At 66.8% G+C, this 16,605-nt stretch carries 18 protein-coding genes; 6 read left to right on the forward strand and 12 right to left on the reverse strand.

Going from position 1 to position 16,605, the window contains the following annotated elements:
• Positions 1–28: 28 nt before the first annotated feature.
• Both ACSYDV_RS20405 and ACSYDV_RS20410 read left to right on the forward strand, forming a co-directional pair.
• Positions 29–424 carry a VOC family protein gene (locus tag ACSYDV_RS20405; protein ID WP_438325841.1) on the forward strand — a complete coding sequence of 132 codons (396 nt, stop codon included), beginning with the start codon at positions 29–31 and terminating at the stop codon, positions 422–424.
• Positions 425–487: 63 nt separating this feature from the next.
• Positions 488–952: a pyridoxamine 5'-phosphate oxidase family protein gene (locus ACSYDV_RS20410; RefSeq protein ID WP_438325843.1), complete on the forward strand. Its 465-nt coding sequence runs from the start codon at positions 488–490 to the stop codon at positions 950–952.
• A 107-nt stretch (positions 953–1,059) separates the two neighbouring features.
• Here ACSYDV_RS20410 and ACSYDV_RS20415 read toward each other — a convergent pair whose 3' ends face one another.
• Positions 1,060–2,049 (reverse strand): dipeptide epimerase, encoded by a 990-nt coding sequence (locus ACSYDV_RS20415; protein ID WP_438325844.1) that lies wholly within the window; start codon positions 2,047–2,049, stop codon positions 1,060–1,062.
• A gap of 24 nt (positions 2,050–2,073) precedes the next feature.
• Here ACSYDV_RS20415 and ACSYDV_RS20420 point away from each other — a divergent pair, with 24 nt between their 5' ends.
• A complete protein-coding gene (locus tag ACSYDV_RS20420) occupies positions 2,074–2,469 on the forward strand; it encodes a YkvA family protein (protein WP_438325845.1) in 396 nt (131 codons plus the stop codon).
• A gap of 343 nt (positions 2,470–2,812) precedes the next feature.
• Here the strand turns inward: ACSYDV_RS20420 and ACSYDV_RS20425 are convergent, their stop codons facing one another.
• The gene (locus ACSYDV_RS20425) at positions 2,813–4,033 is read right to left on the reverse strand and encodes a polyhydroxyalkanoate depolymerase (protein WP_438325847.1); all 1,221 of its coding nucleotides are present in this window, start codon (positions 4,031–4,033) and stop codon (positions 2,813–2,815) included.
• A 254-nt stretch (positions 4,034–4,287) separates the two neighbouring features.
• Between ACSYDV_RS20425 and ACSYDV_RS20430 the strand changes: the two genes are divergently transcribed.
• Together ACSYDV_RS20430 and ACSYDV_RS20435 are read left to right on the forward strand one after the other, a co-directional pair.
• Positions 4,288–6,099 (forward strand): ABC transporter transmembrane domain-containing protein, encoded by a 1,812-nt coding sequence (locus ACSYDV_RS20430; RefSeq protein ID WP_438325849.1) that lies wholly within the window; start codon positions 4,288–4,290, stop codon positions 6,097–6,099.
• Between the two features lie 25 nt (positions 6,100–6,124).
• Positions 6,125–6,667, forward strand: coding sequence for a DUF1993 domain-containing protein (locus ACSYDV_RS20435; protein ID WP_438325850.1), 543 nt, complete (start codon positions 6,125–6,127; stop codon positions 6,665–6,667).
• Here the strand turns inward: ACSYDV_RS20435 and ACSYDV_RS20440 are convergent.
• The gene (locus ACSYDV_RS20440) at positions 6,618–7,343 is read right to left on the reverse strand and encodes a nucleotidyltransferase family protein (RefSeq protein ID WP_438325851.1); all 726 of its coding nucleotides are present in this window, start codon (positions 7,341–7,343) and stop codon (positions 6,618–6,620) included. The genes ACSYDV_RS20435 and ACSYDV_RS20440 overlap by 50 nt on opposite strands.
• A gap of 154 nt (positions 7,344–7,497) precedes the next feature.
• Positions 7,498–7,920, reverse strand: a complete 423-nt coding sequence (locus tag ACSYDV_RS20445) for an ExbD/TolR family protein (protein WP_438325852.1) — start codon at positions 7,918–7,920, stop codon at positions 7,498–7,500.
• 92 nt (positions 7,921–8,012) lie between these two features.
• On the opposite strand from ACSYDV_RS20445, the gene ACSYDV_RS20450 reads away from it, so the two are divergent.
• Positions 8,013–8,183 carry a hypothetical protein gene (locus ACSYDV_RS20450; RefSeq protein WP_438325854.1) on the forward strand — a complete coding sequence of 57 codons (171 nt, stop codon included), beginning with the start codon at positions 8,013–8,015 and terminating at the stop codon, positions 8,181–8,183.
• 157 nt (positions 8,184–8,340) lie between these two features.
• On the opposite strand, the gene ACSYDV_RS20455 is transcribed toward ACSYDV_RS20450, so the two are convergent.
• From ACSYDV_RS20455 to ACSYDV_RS20490, 8 genes are all read right to left on the reverse strand, one after another.
• Positions 8,341–9,456, reverse strand: a complete 1,116-nt coding sequence (locus tag ACSYDV_RS20455) for an OmpA family protein (RefSeq protein WP_438325855.1) — start codon at positions 9,454–9,456, stop codon at positions 8,341–8,343.
• A 130-nt stretch (positions 9,457–9,586) separates the two neighbouring features.
• Positions 9,587–10,039, reverse strand: a complete 453-nt coding sequence (locus ACSYDV_RS20460) for a DUF2793 domain-containing protein (RefSeq protein WP_438325856.1) — start codon at positions 10,037–10,039, stop codon at positions 9,587–9,589.
• 12 nt (positions 10,040–10,051) lie between these two features.
• Positions 10,052–12,229, reverse strand: a complete 2,178-nt coding sequence (locus ACSYDV_RS20465; RefSeq protein WP_438325858.1) for a GTA baseplate fiber-binding domain-containing protein — start codon at positions 12,227–12,229, stop codon at positions 10,052–10,054.
• Between the two features lie 2 nt (positions 12,230–12,231).
• Positions 12,232–12,597: an NlpC/P60 family protein gene (locus ACSYDV_RS20470; protein ID WP_438325859.1), complete on the reverse strand. Its 366-nt coding sequence runs from the start codon at positions 12,595–12,597 to the stop codon at positions 12,232–12,234.
• Positions 12,598–12,631: 34 nt separating this feature from the next.
• Positions 12,632–13,465, reverse strand: a complete 834-nt coding sequence (locus ACSYDV_RS20475; RefSeq protein WP_438325861.1) for a phage/gene transfer agent baseplate hub protein — start codon at positions 13,463–13,465, stop codon at positions 12,632–12,634.
• On the reverse strand, positions 13,459–15,780 hold the full coding sequence (locus ACSYDV_RS20480) for a DUF2460 domain-containing protein (protein ID WP_438325862.1): 2,322 nt from the start codon (positions 15,778–15,780) through the stop codon (positions 13,459–13,461). Before ACSYDV_RS20480 ends, ACSYDV_RS20475 begins: the two co-directional genes overlap by 7 nt.
• Positions 15,780–16,358 carry a tail tape measure protein gene (locus tag ACSYDV_RS20485; RefSeq protein ID WP_438325863.1) on the reverse strand — a complete coding sequence of 193 codons (579 nt, stop codon included), beginning with the start codon at positions 16,356–16,358 and terminating at the stop codon, positions 15,780–15,782. Before ACSYDV_RS20485 ends, ACSYDV_RS20480 begins: the two co-directional genes overlap by 1 nt.
• Positions 16,351–16,563 carry a phage tail assembly chaperone gene (locus ACSYDV_RS20490; RefSeq protein ID WP_438325865.1) on the reverse strand — a complete coding sequence of 71 codons (213 nt, stop codon included), beginning with the start codon at positions 16,561–16,563 and terminating at the stop codon, positions 16,351–16,353. The genes ACSYDV_RS20485 and ACSYDV_RS20490 overlap by 8 nt, the downstream gene beginning before the upstream one ends.
• Between the last annotated feature and the right edge of the window lie 42 nt (positions 16,564–16,605).

The raw sequence follows: 16,605 nt of genomic DNA on the forward strand, positions 1-16,605 counted from the left end.
GCGTCAACCCGAATCAGGAGCGAGCAATATGACGCACCCCTTTATCGAACATGTGAACCTGACCGTCAGCGACCCGGCGCGCACCGCCTCGATCATGATCGCCATCTTCGGCTGGCACGAACGCTGGAGCGGCCCCGCGCGCGACGGCGGTCATACGATCCATGTCGGCAGCGACCGCGCCTATATCGCGCTCTACACCGGCCCCGACGGCGAACATGCAAACAGCCGCTATCCCAAGGGCGAACCGCTCAATCATGTCGGAGTGCAGGTCGACGATCTCGACGCGATCGAGGCGCGGGTGAAGGCGGTCGGCCTCATCCCCTTCAACCACGGCGACTACGAACCCGGCCGCCGCTTCTATTTCTTCGACCCCGACGGCATCGAATATGAAATCGTCAGCTACAAAGAGCCTGTGCCGCGCTGAAGCGGGCAACATCGGCGGCGCCCACGCGTTGATCGCTCATCGAGGGAAAGAAAGGACTTTCCGATGAGCGACGACATCAAAAAACATTTCTGGAAGGCACTGGCCGACAGCCCCTATCTGATGGTCGGCCAGACCGGCGAGCGCGAGCATAGCATTCCGATGAACGCACAGCTCGACAAGGATGCGCATGGCGCATTCTGGTTTTTCACCGCCACCGACAACCGGCTCTCGGGCGGCGGTCCCGCGATGGCGCAGTTCGCGTCAAAGGGGCACGACCTGTTCGCCTGTATTTCGGGAACGCTGCGCCGCGAGACCGATCGCGCGGTGCTCGACAAGCTGTGGAACAACGGAATTGCCGCTTGGTATCCCGGCGGCAAGGAAGACCCCAAACTGGTCCTGCTCCGCTTCGATCTCGACGATGCCGAAATCTGGACCGCCGATCCGGGTATCAAGGGCATGTTCAAGCTCGCGACCGGCATGACGATGAAAGAAGGCGAACTCGGCGAACACGCCAAAGTCGCGCTCTAAACCATAGGATTCGTTTGCATCGAGCGAAGTCGAGATACCCATCGGGAGCGCCCGCTCTATCGGTGTCTCGACTTACCTCGATACGAACGGGGCTCGACGCGAACGGGCTAAAGAAACGGCCCGATCCTCCCCTCGCGAAACTCGAACCCACCCTCGCGGTCGCGCTCCAGCAGCGCCGGGCCGTCCAGATCGACCCAGCGCGCGCGCTGCGCCAGCACGAAGGCTGGCCCAATCGCGAGGCTGGTCGACAACATGCACCCGACCATGATCGATAGCCCTGCGGCGTCGGCGGCATCGGCCAGCCGCAGCGCCTCGGTCAGCCCGCCCGCCTTGTCGAGCTTGATATTCACCCCGTCGTAAAAGGCGCCGATCCGCGCGACGTCGGCGGCGGTGTGACAGCTTTCGTCGGCGACAAAGGGCAGCGGCGCATAAATCGGATCGAGCAGCGCGTCGGCACCGACCGGCACCGGCTGCTCGATCATCTCGACCCCCATGTCGGCCAGCGCCTCCGCCTCGCTTAAAATATCGATCTCGCCCCAGCTTTCATTGGCATCGACGATCAGCCGCGCTTCGGGGGCGCCCTTTCGCACCGCCGCAACGCGCAGGCGGTCCTCTTCACCGGTCAGCTTGAGCTTGAGCAGGCGATATCCGTCGGCCGCCGCCGTCGCCGCGCGTTCGGCCATCGCGCCGGGCGTACCCAGCGAGATGGTGAAGGCGGTGACCCGCGCGGTCGGCGCCGCGTCGAGGCCGGCGATCTGCCACAGCCGAAGCCCCCGCTGCCGCGCCTCCAAATCCCACAAGGCACAATCGAGCGCATTGCGCGCCGCGCCCGGTGCCATCAGTTCCTGAACCGCCGCGCGCGCCTCTGCGGCGCCCATGTCGGCGATATGCGGCGCGGCGCGCAGCAACTGATCGCGGCACCCCGCCGCATCCTCCCCCAGATAATAGATTGGCGTTCCCTCGCCCCGCCCGACGGCGCCCTCTCCCTCAATCTCGGCGACGACGACATCGACATGCGTCTTGGCGCCGCGGCTGATCACGAACTCGCCCGCGACGGGCCAGCGTTCGACACGCGCGCTTTTCAGTTGGATAGCCATGGAACGACAGTAAGGATGTGTGCGATGACCGGCAAATCCTTATCCGAACGCATCGGCGATCTGGGCCACCGCCTCGCCGTCGAAGCGCACGCCGCCTGGCTCGCCGCGCGCGACCCGCGCGTGCCTTGGCTCGCGCGCTTTCTCGCCGTAGCCGTCGCCGCCTATGCGCTCTCGCCGATCGACCTCATTCCCGATTTCATTCCCGTTCTGGGCTGGCTCGACGATCTCATCATCGTGCCATTGGGATTATGGACGGTCCGCCGCCTGATCGCCGCCCCGCTATGGGCCGAACTCCACGCTGCCGCCGAGGCCGCCAGCGAGCGCCCGTCGAGCCGCACCGGCATGATCTTCATCCTGCTGCTGTGGGCCGGGCTGCTCTATCTCGTCTATTGGAGCGTGCGGATCTCGCCCTGGCATTAGGGGCAGATCAAAGCCGACGGACCGTCTGACATGGGGTGGGAAGCGGACGTTAGAAGCCTCCCTGTCGCGTAGCGATGGGGAGGGGGACCGCGCCCAAAGGGCGTGGCGGAGGAGCCGGAACACCCGCGCCATCGCCCCCCCATCAGCACTCCGCGCTGCCACCTCCCCATGACTTCGCCACCGGGAGGATCAGAACGTCCACAACTGGTCGGTTAGCTGACATGCCCAAACTCGTCATCCCGGACTTGATCCGGGGTCCATGCGGCGAGCGTGGCAATGGATGCCGGATCAAGTCCGGCATGACGAGGAGAGAGGTCAGTTTTCGATCATTAGCCAACCAGCCTCACCCGCCGTTGCTGCGAATCCATTTCTCGACCGCCGGCGCAATCTCGTCACGCCATTTCCGGCCGTTGAAGATCCCGTAATGGCCGACGCCACCAGCCATCAGATATTTCTTCTTCGCCGCCGGCAGCGACTTCGCCAGCGTCAGCGCCGCCTTGGTCTGGCCCAGCCCTGAAATATCGTCGCGCTCGCCCTCGATCGCAAGGATCGCAATATCCTCGATCGCCTTCAGGTCGACGGGCTTGCCACGGTGCAGCATCTCTCCCTTCGGCAGCAAATGACGCTGAAACACGACATCGACCGTCTGGAGATAGAATTCGGACGTCATGTCGCACACCGCACGATATTCGTCGTAAAACTCCTTGGTCTTGTCGGCGCTTTCGCCGTCGCCCTCGACCAGATGTTTGAACATCTCCCAATGGCTCATCATATGGTTGCCAAGGTTCATCGACATGAAGCCCGCAAGCTGCAGGAAGCCCGGATAAACGCGGCGTCCGGCACCCGGATAATAGGCGGGAACCGTCGCGATGACATTTTCCTGGAACCAGGCATAGGGCCGGTTCGTCGCATGCGCGTTGACGGCTGTCGGCGCCTCGCGCGTGTCGATCGGCCCGCCCATCATCGTCAGCGTCGCGGGGCGGCACTTATGCTTGTCGGCCGCCATGATCGCCGCGGCGGCAAGGCTCGGCACCGACGGCTGGCACACCGCCAGCACATGCGCGCCGGGACCGATATGCTCGAGCCAGCCGATCAGATAATCGACATAATCGTCCAGATCGAACCGGCCCGCTTCCAGCGGCACGTTGCGCGCGTCGCGCCAGTCGGTGATCCACACGTCGTGGCCGGGCAGCATCCGCTCGACCGTGCCGCGCAGCAGCGTCGCATAATGGCCCGACATCGGTGCGACGATCAGCAGCCGGGGGGCGCCCTTCGTACCCTTGTGCTTGAAATGCTTGAGCTGTCCGAACGGCCGCCGCGCTTCAATCGCCTCGGTCACCCGCACCGTCTCGCCATCGACGATGGTTTCGAAGAGGTCGAACCCGGGCTTGCCGCGCGGAGCGGCAGCATGGGCAAAAACCTCCAGCGCCGATGCGAACATCGGGCTGCCGCCGAAATAGCCCAGCGGATTTGCGGGATGTTGCATCGCCTGCGCCCCGGCGGTCGCGAGCGCGCTGGCGCCGGCCAGCCAGTTCTTCTGCATTTCAAAGGCGTGATAGAGCATATTCATTCCTTGCGTTGCCCCCAGCGGCGCTCTTTTGGCGCCTGCTTGTTGGCGCCAGTCTAGGGCTTCGGCTCTATTGTGCAATGCATCATAATCGTTGCAGCCGCGATATCTTGGGCGCAGTGCGCGCCCAGCTCGACAACCGCTGATGCATAAAGGGGAGCGCGATCATCGCGCTCCCCTTCACACTCTTTGAAGCCCGGCTCCATTCTGCGACGTTGAGCCGCGCCATCGCGGCTGCTAGGGCGATCGCAATGGCGACAATATCAGAACCATCCGCCCTTCCCGCAGCGAGCGAAGCGCCGGAACCGCGCCGCCGCAAGCTCGGCAGCCTCCGCATGATCTGGCATTATGCCAGCCGCTATCCGCTGCAGGTGATGATCGCAGCGGTCGCACTATGCGTCGCCGCGCTCGCGACGCTCGCCATTCCCTGGCAGTTCAAGGAAATGATCGACAGCGGCTTCGTCGCCGGCGGCGGCGATGTCGCCCCGCATTTCCGGCTATTCTATGTCATCGTGCTGCTCCTCGCCGCCGCCACCGCGCTCCGCTTTTACTTCGTCAGCTGGCTGGGCGAGCGCACCGTCGCCGATATCCGTCAGGCGGTTCAGCGCAATCTGCTCAGCCTCGCCCCGGGATTCTTCGAGGAAAACCGCCCCTCCGAAATCGCCTCGCGGATGACGTCGGACACCTCGATCATCGAACAGGTCGTCGGCACCACCGTCTCGGTCGCGCTGCGCAATCTGGTGATGGGGGTCGGCGGGATCGCCTATCTCTTCTCGCTCTCGCCCAAGCTGACCGGCGGCATATTGCTCGGCATTCCGGTGATCATCATGCCGATCGTCTTGCTCGGGCGAAAGCTGCAGAATGTCTCGCGGTCGAGCCAGGACCGCGTCGCCGACATCGGCGCCACCACCGCCGAACAATTGGGCGCGATGAAGATCGTTCAGGCTTTCGGGCAAGAGGCGCGCGAAGCGGCACGCTTCGCCGCCACGGTTGAATCGACCTTCGAGACGGCGAAGCGCCGCATCCGCCTGCGCGCGATGATGACCGCGATCGTCATCGGCCTGCTGTTCGGCGCGATCACGACGCTGCTTTGGTACGGCGCCGCGGGTGTTGCCGCGGGGACGATCAGCGGCGGCACGATCGCCGCCTTCGTCCTCACCGGCGGTCTTGTCGCGGGTGCTTTCGGCGCGCTCACCGAAGTCTATGGCGACCTGCTCCGCGCGGCCGGCGCCGCCGAGCGTTTGAGCGAGCTCCTCAACGCCGAACCCGGCATCGCACCGCCCGCAAACCCGCGCGCTTTCCCCGAACCCGCCGTCGGCACGCTCGAATTTCGCCATGTCGAATTTCATTATCCGACCCGCCCCGACGCCCCGGCGCTTCACGATTTCTCGCTCGCCATTCAACCGCGCGAGACGATCGCGATCGTCGGCCCCTCGGGCGCGGGCAAGTCGACCCTGTTCCAGCTCGCCGAGCGCTTCTACGATCCGCAAGGGGGCCAGATCCTGCTCGACGGCGTGCCGCTGACAGAGGCCGATCCCGCCGACATCCGCGCCCGTATCGCGATGGTGCCGCAGGAAACCGTGATCTTCGCCGCCTCGGCACGCGACAATCTGCGCTATGGCAATTGGGACGCCAGCGACGATGAGCTGTGGGCCGCCGCCCGCGCCGCCAATGCCGAGGAGTTTTTGCGCAAGCTGCCGCAGGGCCTCGACACCTTCATGGGCGAGGGCGGCGCCCGCTTGTCGGGCGGCCAGCGCCAGCGCGTCGCGATCGCGCGCGCTCTGCTCCGCCGCGCCCCGCTGCTGCTTCTCGACGAAGCCACCTCGGCGCTCGACGCCGAATCCGAAAAACTGGTGCAGGATGCGCTCGAAACGCTGATGCACGACCGCACGACGATCGTCATCGCCCACCGCCTCGCGACCGTGCGCGCCGCCGACCGTATCATCGTGATGGACGACGGCCGCATCGTCGAAGAGGGCAAGCATGACGCGCTCGTCGCGGCCGACGGCCTCTACGCCCGCCTCGCGCGGCTCCAGTTCCAGGACAATCTCGCCGCCGCCTGACGCACACCCCTTCGAAGGATGTAACATGACGACGCTCTATGATCTTTCCGTGCCCGCCTATGCCAACGGCCTCAGCGCCCTGTCGGGCCAGCTCGACAAGGCGCTCGCCTGGGGGGCGGAAAATGGCGTCGGCGAGCTGCAGTTCGTCGCCGCACGCCTCGCGCCAGACATGTTCCCGCTGGCCTCACAGGTCCGCTTCACCTGCGCACAGGCGATGCAGCCGGCAACGCGGCTCGGCGCCGCCGGAGCCCCCGCTTTCGCCGACGATGCCAGCGATTTTGCGGGACTTCAGAACCAGATTGCAACGACGCTCGCCTGGCTCGACACCGTCGATGCGGCGACCTTCGATGGCGATCCCGGCCGCCCTGTCGGTTTCGACCTGCCGAACGGCATGGCCTTCGACATGACCGCGCTCACCTATGTTCGCGACTGGGCGCAGCCCCAATATTATTTTCACCTCGTCGCGGCTTACTCGATCCTCCGCCACATGGGCGTCCCGCTCGGCAAGGCCGACTATGTCAGCTATATGATGTCCTATCTGCGCCCGGGAACCGCCCCCGCCGCGTGAAACGACCCGGCGACGCATAGGCGAATCTTTCAGCCCTCGAAGCAGGAGGGTCCGCGCCATCCTCATCGTGCCAGCCGACGATCGTCAGCGCCGGCCAGCAGCCGTGCCAGCGCCGCACCTTTCTCTCATAAATATCCTGTGTAATCTGGGTCCTGTTCGCCCTGACGATGCCCCCGAACATATCCGCCAGCCCAAAAGGCGCAAAGATTTCAAGATAGTCGGCCCCGGGCCGGATCGCCACCGAACTTGCCGTCGTGGGGAAGGTCGTGATCGCATGTTCAATCGAACGATAGGGCGGAATCGGATAACCGAACTTGCCTTCGTACCACAGGTGAACACGCGCCTCATTCTTGATGTCGATCGCTAGCGGCAGGTCGGGAAACAGGCCGCGCACCCGTTCGGCTTCTCGCATTTCGCGACGCTCGGACATGTCTGCAGCGTCGAAATAGACCAGGTCGATATCGGCCAGCCCATGATCGGGCGGAAAACCGAAAGCGGCGTTCCACACCGTCTGGGCGATCGCACTTCCCGACACCCAGCAGCCGGGAAGTGCGATGGCGTCCCAGCGATCCCATATTGCGCGGAAAAGCGGGCTGGCCGCCACAATCGCGCGCAAACGCGCGTCCAGCGCCGCCTCGGCGCCCAAAACCCTATCGGGTCGCTGCTGGTTCGACACGCGCACTCTCCTCGCTCGGACCGATATTCAGACGATGCCTGCGATACGGCAAACGGACAAGAAGACCGGGGACCAGCGTCTCGCAGAGGGCACCGACCGAATGCGACATAGGACCGGCCCGTGCGTTCTTTCAGCACGGGCCGGGCCGCTCAGATCAGATCAGATCCCGATAATTGTGGATGCCCGGAAAGCCGAGCTTTTCGCCGCCGTTGCGCCGGATCGCGCCGATCGCCTGATCGACGCGCAGGTAACGCGCGCGTGCATCGGGTTCCAGCAGGATCGTTGCGGGCTCGGCGCGCTCGGACGCTTCCTTCACCAGTGCCCCCAATTGGGCGAGATCAATCGCTTCCGCATTCCAGCGAATGACGTCGGCGGTATCGATCGTCACGCGATTTTCGTCGCTTACCTCAACGTCGCCCGTCCCGGTCGGCAAGGTCACATCGACGCTGTGCGTCGGCGGCGGGATGGTGATGATGAACATGACCAGCATGACCAGCATGACGTCGATCAGCGGCGTCGTGTTGATGTCGGGGTCGCCATTCGGGTCGGCACGGAAAATGCTGCGGCGTCGGCGCATAATCTCTCTCCCGGTTCGGGGGCGGATCCACGCGCTTCGATCGGCGGCCAGCCCCTCGTCGAGGCACAAGACCATCCCCATGCCCTTATGTCATGGTATATCATAATTCCACAAAGGCAAGTCGCGATAGCGCCCTCGCCGCGAGCGCGCTGCGCGACGAAGCCGCCTGTTTCCGCACCGCTGAAATTCAGGACGGAAAGGCGGCGGCCGGCGAAGCGATGCAGCCGGGCGGCAGGGTCGCCGCGGGCAGCGTCCACCGCTAGAGCGACGGCCTGACCATCCGTTTCTTCGCGACTCACGGCACGGCGTCGGTACCGGTCGAATAACGGCGCAAAACTACCAAACGCCCATAAAGAAAGGGCGGCGCCTTGCGGCACCGCCCCTCTTTTTCGTCCCATTCCATCGGAATGGAAACCGGTCTTACATGCCCGAGTTCGGACCGTAAGTGATTTCCACGCGACGGTTCTGGTCGTTGCGGACGCCATCGGCGGTTGCAACGGCCGGGCGGGTTTCGCCGAACGCTTCTGCGCTGATCGAGCCGTCCGAGATACCGCGAGCGGTCAGATAGCTGCGAACCGCGTCGTTGCGACGCTGCGACAGGCCGACGTTGTACTTGGCCGAACCCGAACGGTCAGCGTGACCGGCGAGCATGACCTGCGTACCCGTGCAACCACGGTTGTATGCGCTGATCGCGTTGTCGAGCGTCGAAGCCGCTTCCGGCGTGATGTTCGACTGATCCCAGTCGAAGTACACGATATACGGTCCGGGCTCACACACCACCGGCGGAGGCGGCGGCGGGGGAGGCGGCGGGGGCGGCGGGGGCGGCGGGGGCGGCGGAGGTGCCACGACCGGAGCCGCTTCAGCGCCACCGAAGTTGTAGGTCAGCGTGCCCAGGATCGAGTGCGAACGGAAGCGCGTCGAAACGTCGCGGCCGCCCTGATCGACCAGATCAAGATTGTCGGCGTTGAAGAAACGATACTTCAGGCCGGCATCCCAGTTGCGGGTCAGCGGAGCGCGGATGCCCGCGATCGCCTGCCAGGCAAAGCCCGTGTCCGAATCGTCAAGGAACGCACCGGCGAAGACCGGCTCGACCGAGACGCGAGCGACACCGGCGCCACCGCCGACGAAGCCCTGCAGCCCGTCATCGTCACCGAAGTCGAGCATGCCGTTGACCATGAAGCTGAGGACGTTGGAGTCGCCATTCAGCGGCGTCGTGCCGGTGAACGCGCCACCACCGTTCGGAACCGACGGAATGCCGGGTGCACCAAAGGTGCCGCCCTTGATGTCGGCTTCGCGATAGCCGACTTCGACTTCTGCGCGGAAACCGCCGAAGTCATAACCGACGGTACCTTCGAAGTCATAACCCTTACGGTGATCGAGAGTGCCTGCGTTCTGGACGGTGCCGATGTCGAGGTCCATGTCCTCAACGATCATCACACCACCACCAACACCAACATACCATGAGTTGTCGCGTGCCAGAGCAGGCGACGCCAGGGCAGTGGAGGCCAACGCCACGGCGACGGCTAGCTTCCTCATAATAAATTCCCCTTTCAATTGAGCTTTACGTCTCGTCAGACGTCCTACTCGCGCCTTTGGTTCCGCGCAACCCAACAAATCGCCAATATGTTGCCCAAAAGTCGCACTTAGCCCGCGAATAGGTGCAAAATTAGCCCGAAATCAGAAGGCCCTGCGCGCCGAGGTGCAGAATCAATGCCATGATGGCGGATCGCGCCTCGGAATCCACGGTAATACCGCCTGCGGGGGCCGCTATTGTTGCCGGCTCGACCCACCCGCCACCGTTGCACCGCAGCCACGCATCGTCGGTCAGTCGCACGGCGCGCATTCCGGCGCGGGGCGGGGCAAAGCGCCATCCTCCGGCGGACCATATGGCCACAGCGCCCGCCTCGCCTGCCCAGACACCCGTCGGGGCGGCACCGACCAGCCAGCATTGCCCTTCCAGCGGCGCGGTCGGCGGATCGTTCCACGGACCATCCTCGACCGCCATATGGGTCAGCGCATCGAGCAGGGTCAGCGCTTCATTGTGCGTCACCTCTTTCTGCGCCTGCGCCATCGCCAGCAGCGGGAGGGCAAAGCGCGGGGTCGTGGGAGTATCGGCCATGCTGTCATCCTTTCATAGGAGCGTTAGAGTAAGGGGAAGCGACAGTGCGAAATCGCCGATCTGGCGAATTTCGACCGCTTGCCCCGGCGGCACGGACGCCAGAACAGCCCCCGGGATATGAAGCTCGGGCGTCAGGCATTCCCAGGGCCCGACGCCGGCAACGGAAGGAACCACCGCTACGCGCCAGGCAGCGCGGCTTTCTCCCACCGCCAGGTCGACATGGTCGCGCCATCCCGAATCGACGCGGCTGCGCCGCACCCATCCGATGTGGACGCCGCCCGCCCCGTCGCTCCGGATCCGCCCATGGACCGGCGCCAGCGGCCGGAGCGCCAGCGCATCGCCGGGCACAAGAACTTCGGTCAGCGTCACTCCATTTCGCGGCGCCCATTGCAGCGTCGCTCCGGTGCCTTCGGCCGCACCGGCAAGCTCATCGGGCAGCATCAGCGCGGCCGGGTCGCCCAGCAGCACGAAGGGTGCACCCGCGCCATGCACCATCGCATCTTCGGTGCCGCCGCGCCCGCGCAGCAGCCGCGACAAGCGCCAGACCCCGGGGGCCACCGCTTCGGCGTGCCCGAATTGCATCAACTCGCCGCCAATCATCGCCCGGTGTGCGCCGCCCAGCAGCCGCGCGTCGTCGATCGATTCCAATGTCATCGCCGGATTGACCAGCGTGACCAGCGCACGGCTGACACCGTCGAACAAGGCAAGGCTTCCCGCCCCCAGTGGCTCGGCCAGCATCCCCAGCGCCGCTGCCGGGCGCAAGGCACCGACGGCGACCGGCGCCGATCCAGACGCCGCGACGAACCAGCAGTCGGCGCCGCGCCAGCCGTCGTTGCTTCCCGCGCCCGCCACCAGCAACCGCGGTGCATTCGCCGCCGGGCTGCCGATATTGGGCAGGTCGAAGATTTGCACCGTGCCGACGGCATCGGGCCAGTCGGGCGCGATGACCGGCGTGCCCGGATCGGCGCCAGCGCCATCGACCGGCAAGGGCTGGTGGCGGCGCAGTTCGAGGAGGATATCGCGATCGCGCACCGTCCGCCCCGCAAGCCGCCAGGCGCCGCCATCGGCCAAAGTCACCACCCCGCCGACCGGCAGCGCGAGCGCGCCCAGGTCAGCGCGCCACACCAGCGCCTCGCGGCCGTCGGCCACTGCGCCAGCCATCTGCCGCGCCAGCGCCCGCGCCAACCCGGCGGACAGCACCGCGGGCAGATCGATCCGCTCCTCGCGCACCCCGCCGCCCGCGACGATGCTCGTCTGCTGCCCCAGCTGATAGTCGCGCCCGGGTTCATAATGACGCAGCCGGATCACCCCCGGCAGCGCATCCATCGGCGCGCGCCGCCGCTCGGCACAATCACCCACAGCCTCACTCCGCCGCGCCTCGCCGAAATCCGCCAGCGCGACCGGCGCGCCGGCCAGCACCGCAGGTGCCAGCCGCCATCCGTCGGGCCGGCTCACCAGCCGCACCGCATCGACTTCGAACAAGGGCGCCAGCGCCTCGCGCGCCCGGTCGCCCGACGCAGCATAGCCTGCAAAAGGCCAGCGCCCGGTGCAGCGCCCCGGCTCGCCCAGCAAGGCATCGCCCACCATCCCCGCATCGATATCGCCCGCATCGGCCTCGACCTCAAAGGTCAGCGACGGGATGCGATTGCCGAAGCTCGCCAGCTCCAGCTCCTCGAACACCGCATAGGACAGCCCGCGAAATGCGCTGGCCGACGCCATGCCGACCGCCGACGCGATCAGCGGATCGACCGGCTGATCCTCGCTGCCGTCGTGCCAGCGAAAGACGCAGCGCTCCTGAAACGTCCCGCTCGTCCCGCGCAGCAGATTGCCGTCGGCCCAGATGCGCTTGATCGCCCGGACCGGCCGCGACGACACCGCCACCGCCAGCGAGGCGGCATAGCTATATTCGGTCACCGACGGCCGCCCCTTGCCGCCGCCGCGCTTGCTGCGCCGCTCGATCAGATCGGTCGCCCAGATGACGCTCCCCGCGACGCGCATCGTCCCGAACATTTGCGGGATCTGCTGGCCATAGGTCGATGCCTGCACTTTCAGATCGGCCAGCCGTGGCCCCTCGCGCCCTTTCGGCTTGAAGATCGCGGCGTCGATCTGCTGGCCGACGGCGGCCCCGATCGCCGCCCCGACCGGACCGCCCACGATCCCGCCAACCACCGTCAGCACCAATGTCGCCATGATCATAAACTCCCTAAGCGCCACAGCGCCGCGCCCTCTGCCTTTGAATCAAACGGAGTCTCGACCACCCGCCGCAGCCCCGCATGCGCGTGGACCAGACTCCCCGGCCCGATCAGCCCCAGATGAAATTGCCCCGCCGCAAAAGCGATCAACGCGACGTCCCCGTCGCGCACATCCGCATCGATCGCCACGAAACCGGCCGCCGCCAGCGCCGCCTCCACGCGCGCCCGCGCCCACCCGCGAAGGGGGTAGTCTCGCGGCCTCACCAGCCGCAGCCCCGCCGCCGCATAGGCCGCCCACACCAGCCCGACGCAGTCGACCCCCGTCGCCGGATCGCATCCCTGCGCCCGGAATGGTGCCCCGGCCATCGCCCGCGCCGCCGCAAAAGCGTGCGCGCCGACCTCATCCACCGGGATAACGCGTCAGCAGGTCATTGCCAGGCAGGTGAGCTTCTCCGCGAAAATTCACCGCATTGGCAAAACGCGTCCGACAGGTCGCCAGCTGCTTGTCGCACCCTTCGATCAGCCGCACGCGCAGCGGCAGCACCGCGGTCAGCGGCGGCCCCTCCGCCAGATGCAGCGCCGTACCCTCGGCGGCGATCACCGGCGACGCCAGCCCGCAATTGGCGCCCTCGATCCACATCAGCTCGCCAAAGGCCATGGCGTCTACCGCGCTGTCGAGCGTCACGATCCGCCCCGCGACCGCGATCGCCCGCCGGAAATGCGTGCGCGGCGCCAGGTCGACCCGGCACGCCCGGTCGCCCAGATTGGCGCGGCAACTCGGCGAAGTCGCCGGGCACACCGGCCGGTCGAGCATCCGCGTCACCCCCTGCAATTCGGCCGTGAAGGCCGCCCCGCGCCGCTCGACCGCGCCCAGCGACCCACGCGCCACCGTCACCGGCGCCGCATCCGCCGCGGTCCAGTCGGTGACGAACAGCGTCAGTTCGGCGCCGTCCCAGCGCCCGGCATCCAGATCGTCCGCAGCGATCGCATCGCTCGCCAGCCCGCCCTCCAGATCGAGCGTCTCCATGTCCAGACTGTCGCTCGTCTCCAGCGCCGATGGCTTCATCCCCGGCGCGGCGCGATAGGCCAGCCCCCCGACCATCAGGTCGCGGTCATGCGAGGTCAGCCCGATCAGCACCCCGTCGCGGCGCGACAACCGCCAGCACCAGGCGAGCGTCACCAGCTCTTCACGCAGCCAGCCGGGCGCCGCGCTCAACGTTTCCGGCATCACCATGGCGCCCGCACCTCGATCAGCGGTACATTCGCGATCTCGCCCGCCAGAAAGGTCGCGCGGCTGACCTCCAGCCGGTCTTCGGCAAAGCGCACCGCAACGTCGAACAGAAAGCCCGCGCGCACCATCGTCCCCGGCGCAGGCGCGGCATCGAACAGCAATTCGCCCGCCCCCGTCATGGAAAAACCCGCCGTCTCCACCCCATCGAGCGACGCGCGCACGCTGTCCGCGACCGGCAGGCGGATCGTGCGCATCTGCACCGCATCGCCGCCGCCATATTGCTTCACCAGCATAAACTGCCGCCGGCTGCCGTCGCCGATTCCCAGCAACTGGTCGTTCGCCCCCGGCATCGCACCATCGGCGGCCGAGCTGGCATCGAACGGGTCGCGAAAGCGAAACCCCCGCGCCGCCCCACGCCGGGCGCGGAAAAAATCGGCCAGCGTCCGGACATCGGCTTCGGACCGCACCCCCGGCCCCGCATCATAGCGCATCCGCGCCTCGACCCATTCGCTCGCGCGCTGCTCATGCCCCGACGGCGATGCGATGATTTGGGTCGAAAATTCGGTCACCACCATCGCCTCGCGGCCGATCGCCAGCGGGAAATCCACCGCATCAAAGGCTTGCACATCATCCTCCCCGTCAAAGGTCACGAAACCGTCGCGTGCGACCTGCGGCAGCGCCCAGACGAACACCCGCGCCACCCCTGCACGCCGCGCTTCATCGGCGGCATCGGCGATCGGTCCCCATTGCGCGCGATCTTCGGCGTTCAGCACAAAGCCCGAAAAATAATGCTGCTCGTCCACCGGATAGCCCAGCCGCTCGACCATCGCCGCAACACCGCCCGCCGTCTCGGCGCCGCGTCCGCTCGTGACCCAGTCATAATCCTCCAGCTGCAGCACATCGAACGCCGACGCCGCCCAGCCGATCGGCACATTGGCGCGCCGCACCTCGGGGGCCGCGGCATCGAGGACGGTGGGCAGAAAGACCAGCAAATGGCTGACCAGCCCCGCCGTCCCGGCCTCATCGCGCGCCGCTGCGACCAGCGCCGCGGTCGACGTCGCGAGCAGCGCACCCAGCGCATCGAGCATCGCCCGCTGCCCCGCATCCAGCGCGCCCCGCACATCGGCCATCGCCACGCTCGCCGAACCCAGCGCCGCCGTCGTCGCATCGTCATAGGCGCAAAGGCGGCCGCCGCTCGCGATCCACCACCATGGCTCGCCGACCTGGAATTTCAGCGGCAGTCCCGCGCCGCGTCCGATCGCGACGAACGCCCGCGCGACCAGCTGCAAATATCCCATCGCCGCCGCATTGGCGGGCGACAACAGCGTCGACGGCGGTTCCCAGCCGGTCAGCGCCGGGGACCCGTCGGCCGCGCGCTGCTTCCAGTCGTTCCAGCAATAGGCGTCGAAATATTCATAGGATAGCGACCAGATCAGACCCAGCCCCGCCGCCTTGCACGCCCCCGCGAACCCCGCGTGCCACGCCGTGCAAGGCGCATTGAGCACCCCGCCCGCGAGGCTGGCGTAAAGGCCGCCGCCCAGCGCCTCGAGCCGCATATAATGGCTCATCCCGACATAATGGACGACATCGCCGCGATAACCCAGCTGGACGATCTGCCGTACCAGCCGCGCCGGGGTCAGATGATAGCTGTCGTCATATCCGCTCGCGATCCCCAGACGATGCTCGGGCATCGTCACATCGCCGATCGCCAGCACCGATCCCGACCCCGAACAGACGATCTCGCTCATTTCGGCCCAGCCCTCGGCCGGAGCGGACAGCACGCCGTCGCTGCCATCGAAGGACGGGGGCACCAGCGAAATGAACATCCGGTCGATGTCGCCCGCCCACACGGGATCAGCCTCGTCCGGCAACAGAAATCCGCCTACCAGCGCATCGAAATCAAGACTCACGAGCGCATCCTCGGCCGTTCCGGCCGCATAATTCCACAGCCGCACATACCAGGCGCGCGGGTTCCCCGCGGCATCGCGCCCCTCGATCGTCAAGGTCGGCCCGTGCAGCGCGTCGAGCGGCTTCATTCCGCCCGACCGCCACCGAAATTTCAGCTGCGTGCGGCGAAAATCGCGCCGCGTCTCATAGGCGAGCAAAGGATGATCCCAGCGGTCTTCGCTCTCCCAGATCAGCCCCGCCAAATCCTGCTTCCGATAAAAAAGCGCCTCGACGCGCAGCATCCCCGGCGTTTCGCTCACGACGCTCGCCATCATCGGCCGCGCAAAATCTACCGTCCAGTAACGCGGGTCAAAGCGTTTCAGCCACCCCTTGCGATGATGCGGCTCGGCCGCCGCCAACGCCCAGCCCATCACTCCTCTCCGGCAGCGACCGCACGCCGCACCGCGCGCGCCAGCTGCCGCCCCGTCTGTGCCAGCCGCTGCGGGTCGCTTCCCGTCTCACCGCGCACATTCACCGTGATCGCGATGTTGCGCACCGTCCCGCCTGCGGCCTCGATCCGCCCGCTCGCGGTCGGCACGAACAGTTCGGGCCCGCGCTCGCCGACGCGATAGGCGCGCCCCGCGCTCACCGGCCCGCCCGTCGCGCGTCCGGGCGCGCCGAACAGCGCCGTCGCCAGGCTCATCCCCAGCTGCAGCAATCCACCGCCGCCGCCCGATCCGCCGCTTCCCCCCATCGCCGCGCCGATCCCGTTCGAAATCGCCGCGCGCGCAATATCGGCCATCACCGACAGCGCGATCCGCTTCAGATCCTCGAACCCCAGCTTCCCGGAGACGATCGCGCGGTTGAGCGCCCGCTCGATCCCGCGCCCCGCCGCATCGGCGGCGGTCGTCAGCCCGCCGCCCAGTTCGGCGCGCAATACTGCAATGTCGCGGCGAAACGCCCCGGTGTCGGCGCGGACCGCCACCACCATCTCGTCGATCTCATCCATCGGGAAATGCCTCCATCATCGCCGCCAGCCCGCTCCGGCCCAACGGCGCTTCGCCGTCCTCAACGACCCGGCCCGCCAGCACCGCCGCCACATCGGCTGGCGTCGCCGCCCAAAATTCCGTCGGCCGCCACCCCGCGACCCGCGCCATCAGGCCGAGCAAAGGCAGCGCCGCAGCGCCAAAAAGCCCCGCCTCGCCCCCATCCATCCTCCCTGTCGCGCAGCGATGGGGAGGTGGCAGGGGCACAGC

Origin of the sequence: Sphingopyxis selenitireducens (assembly GCF_051550705.1) — a bacterium.
GTDB lineage: Bacteria > Pseudomonadota > Alphaproteobacteria > Sphingomonadales > Sphingomonadaceae > Sphingopyxis.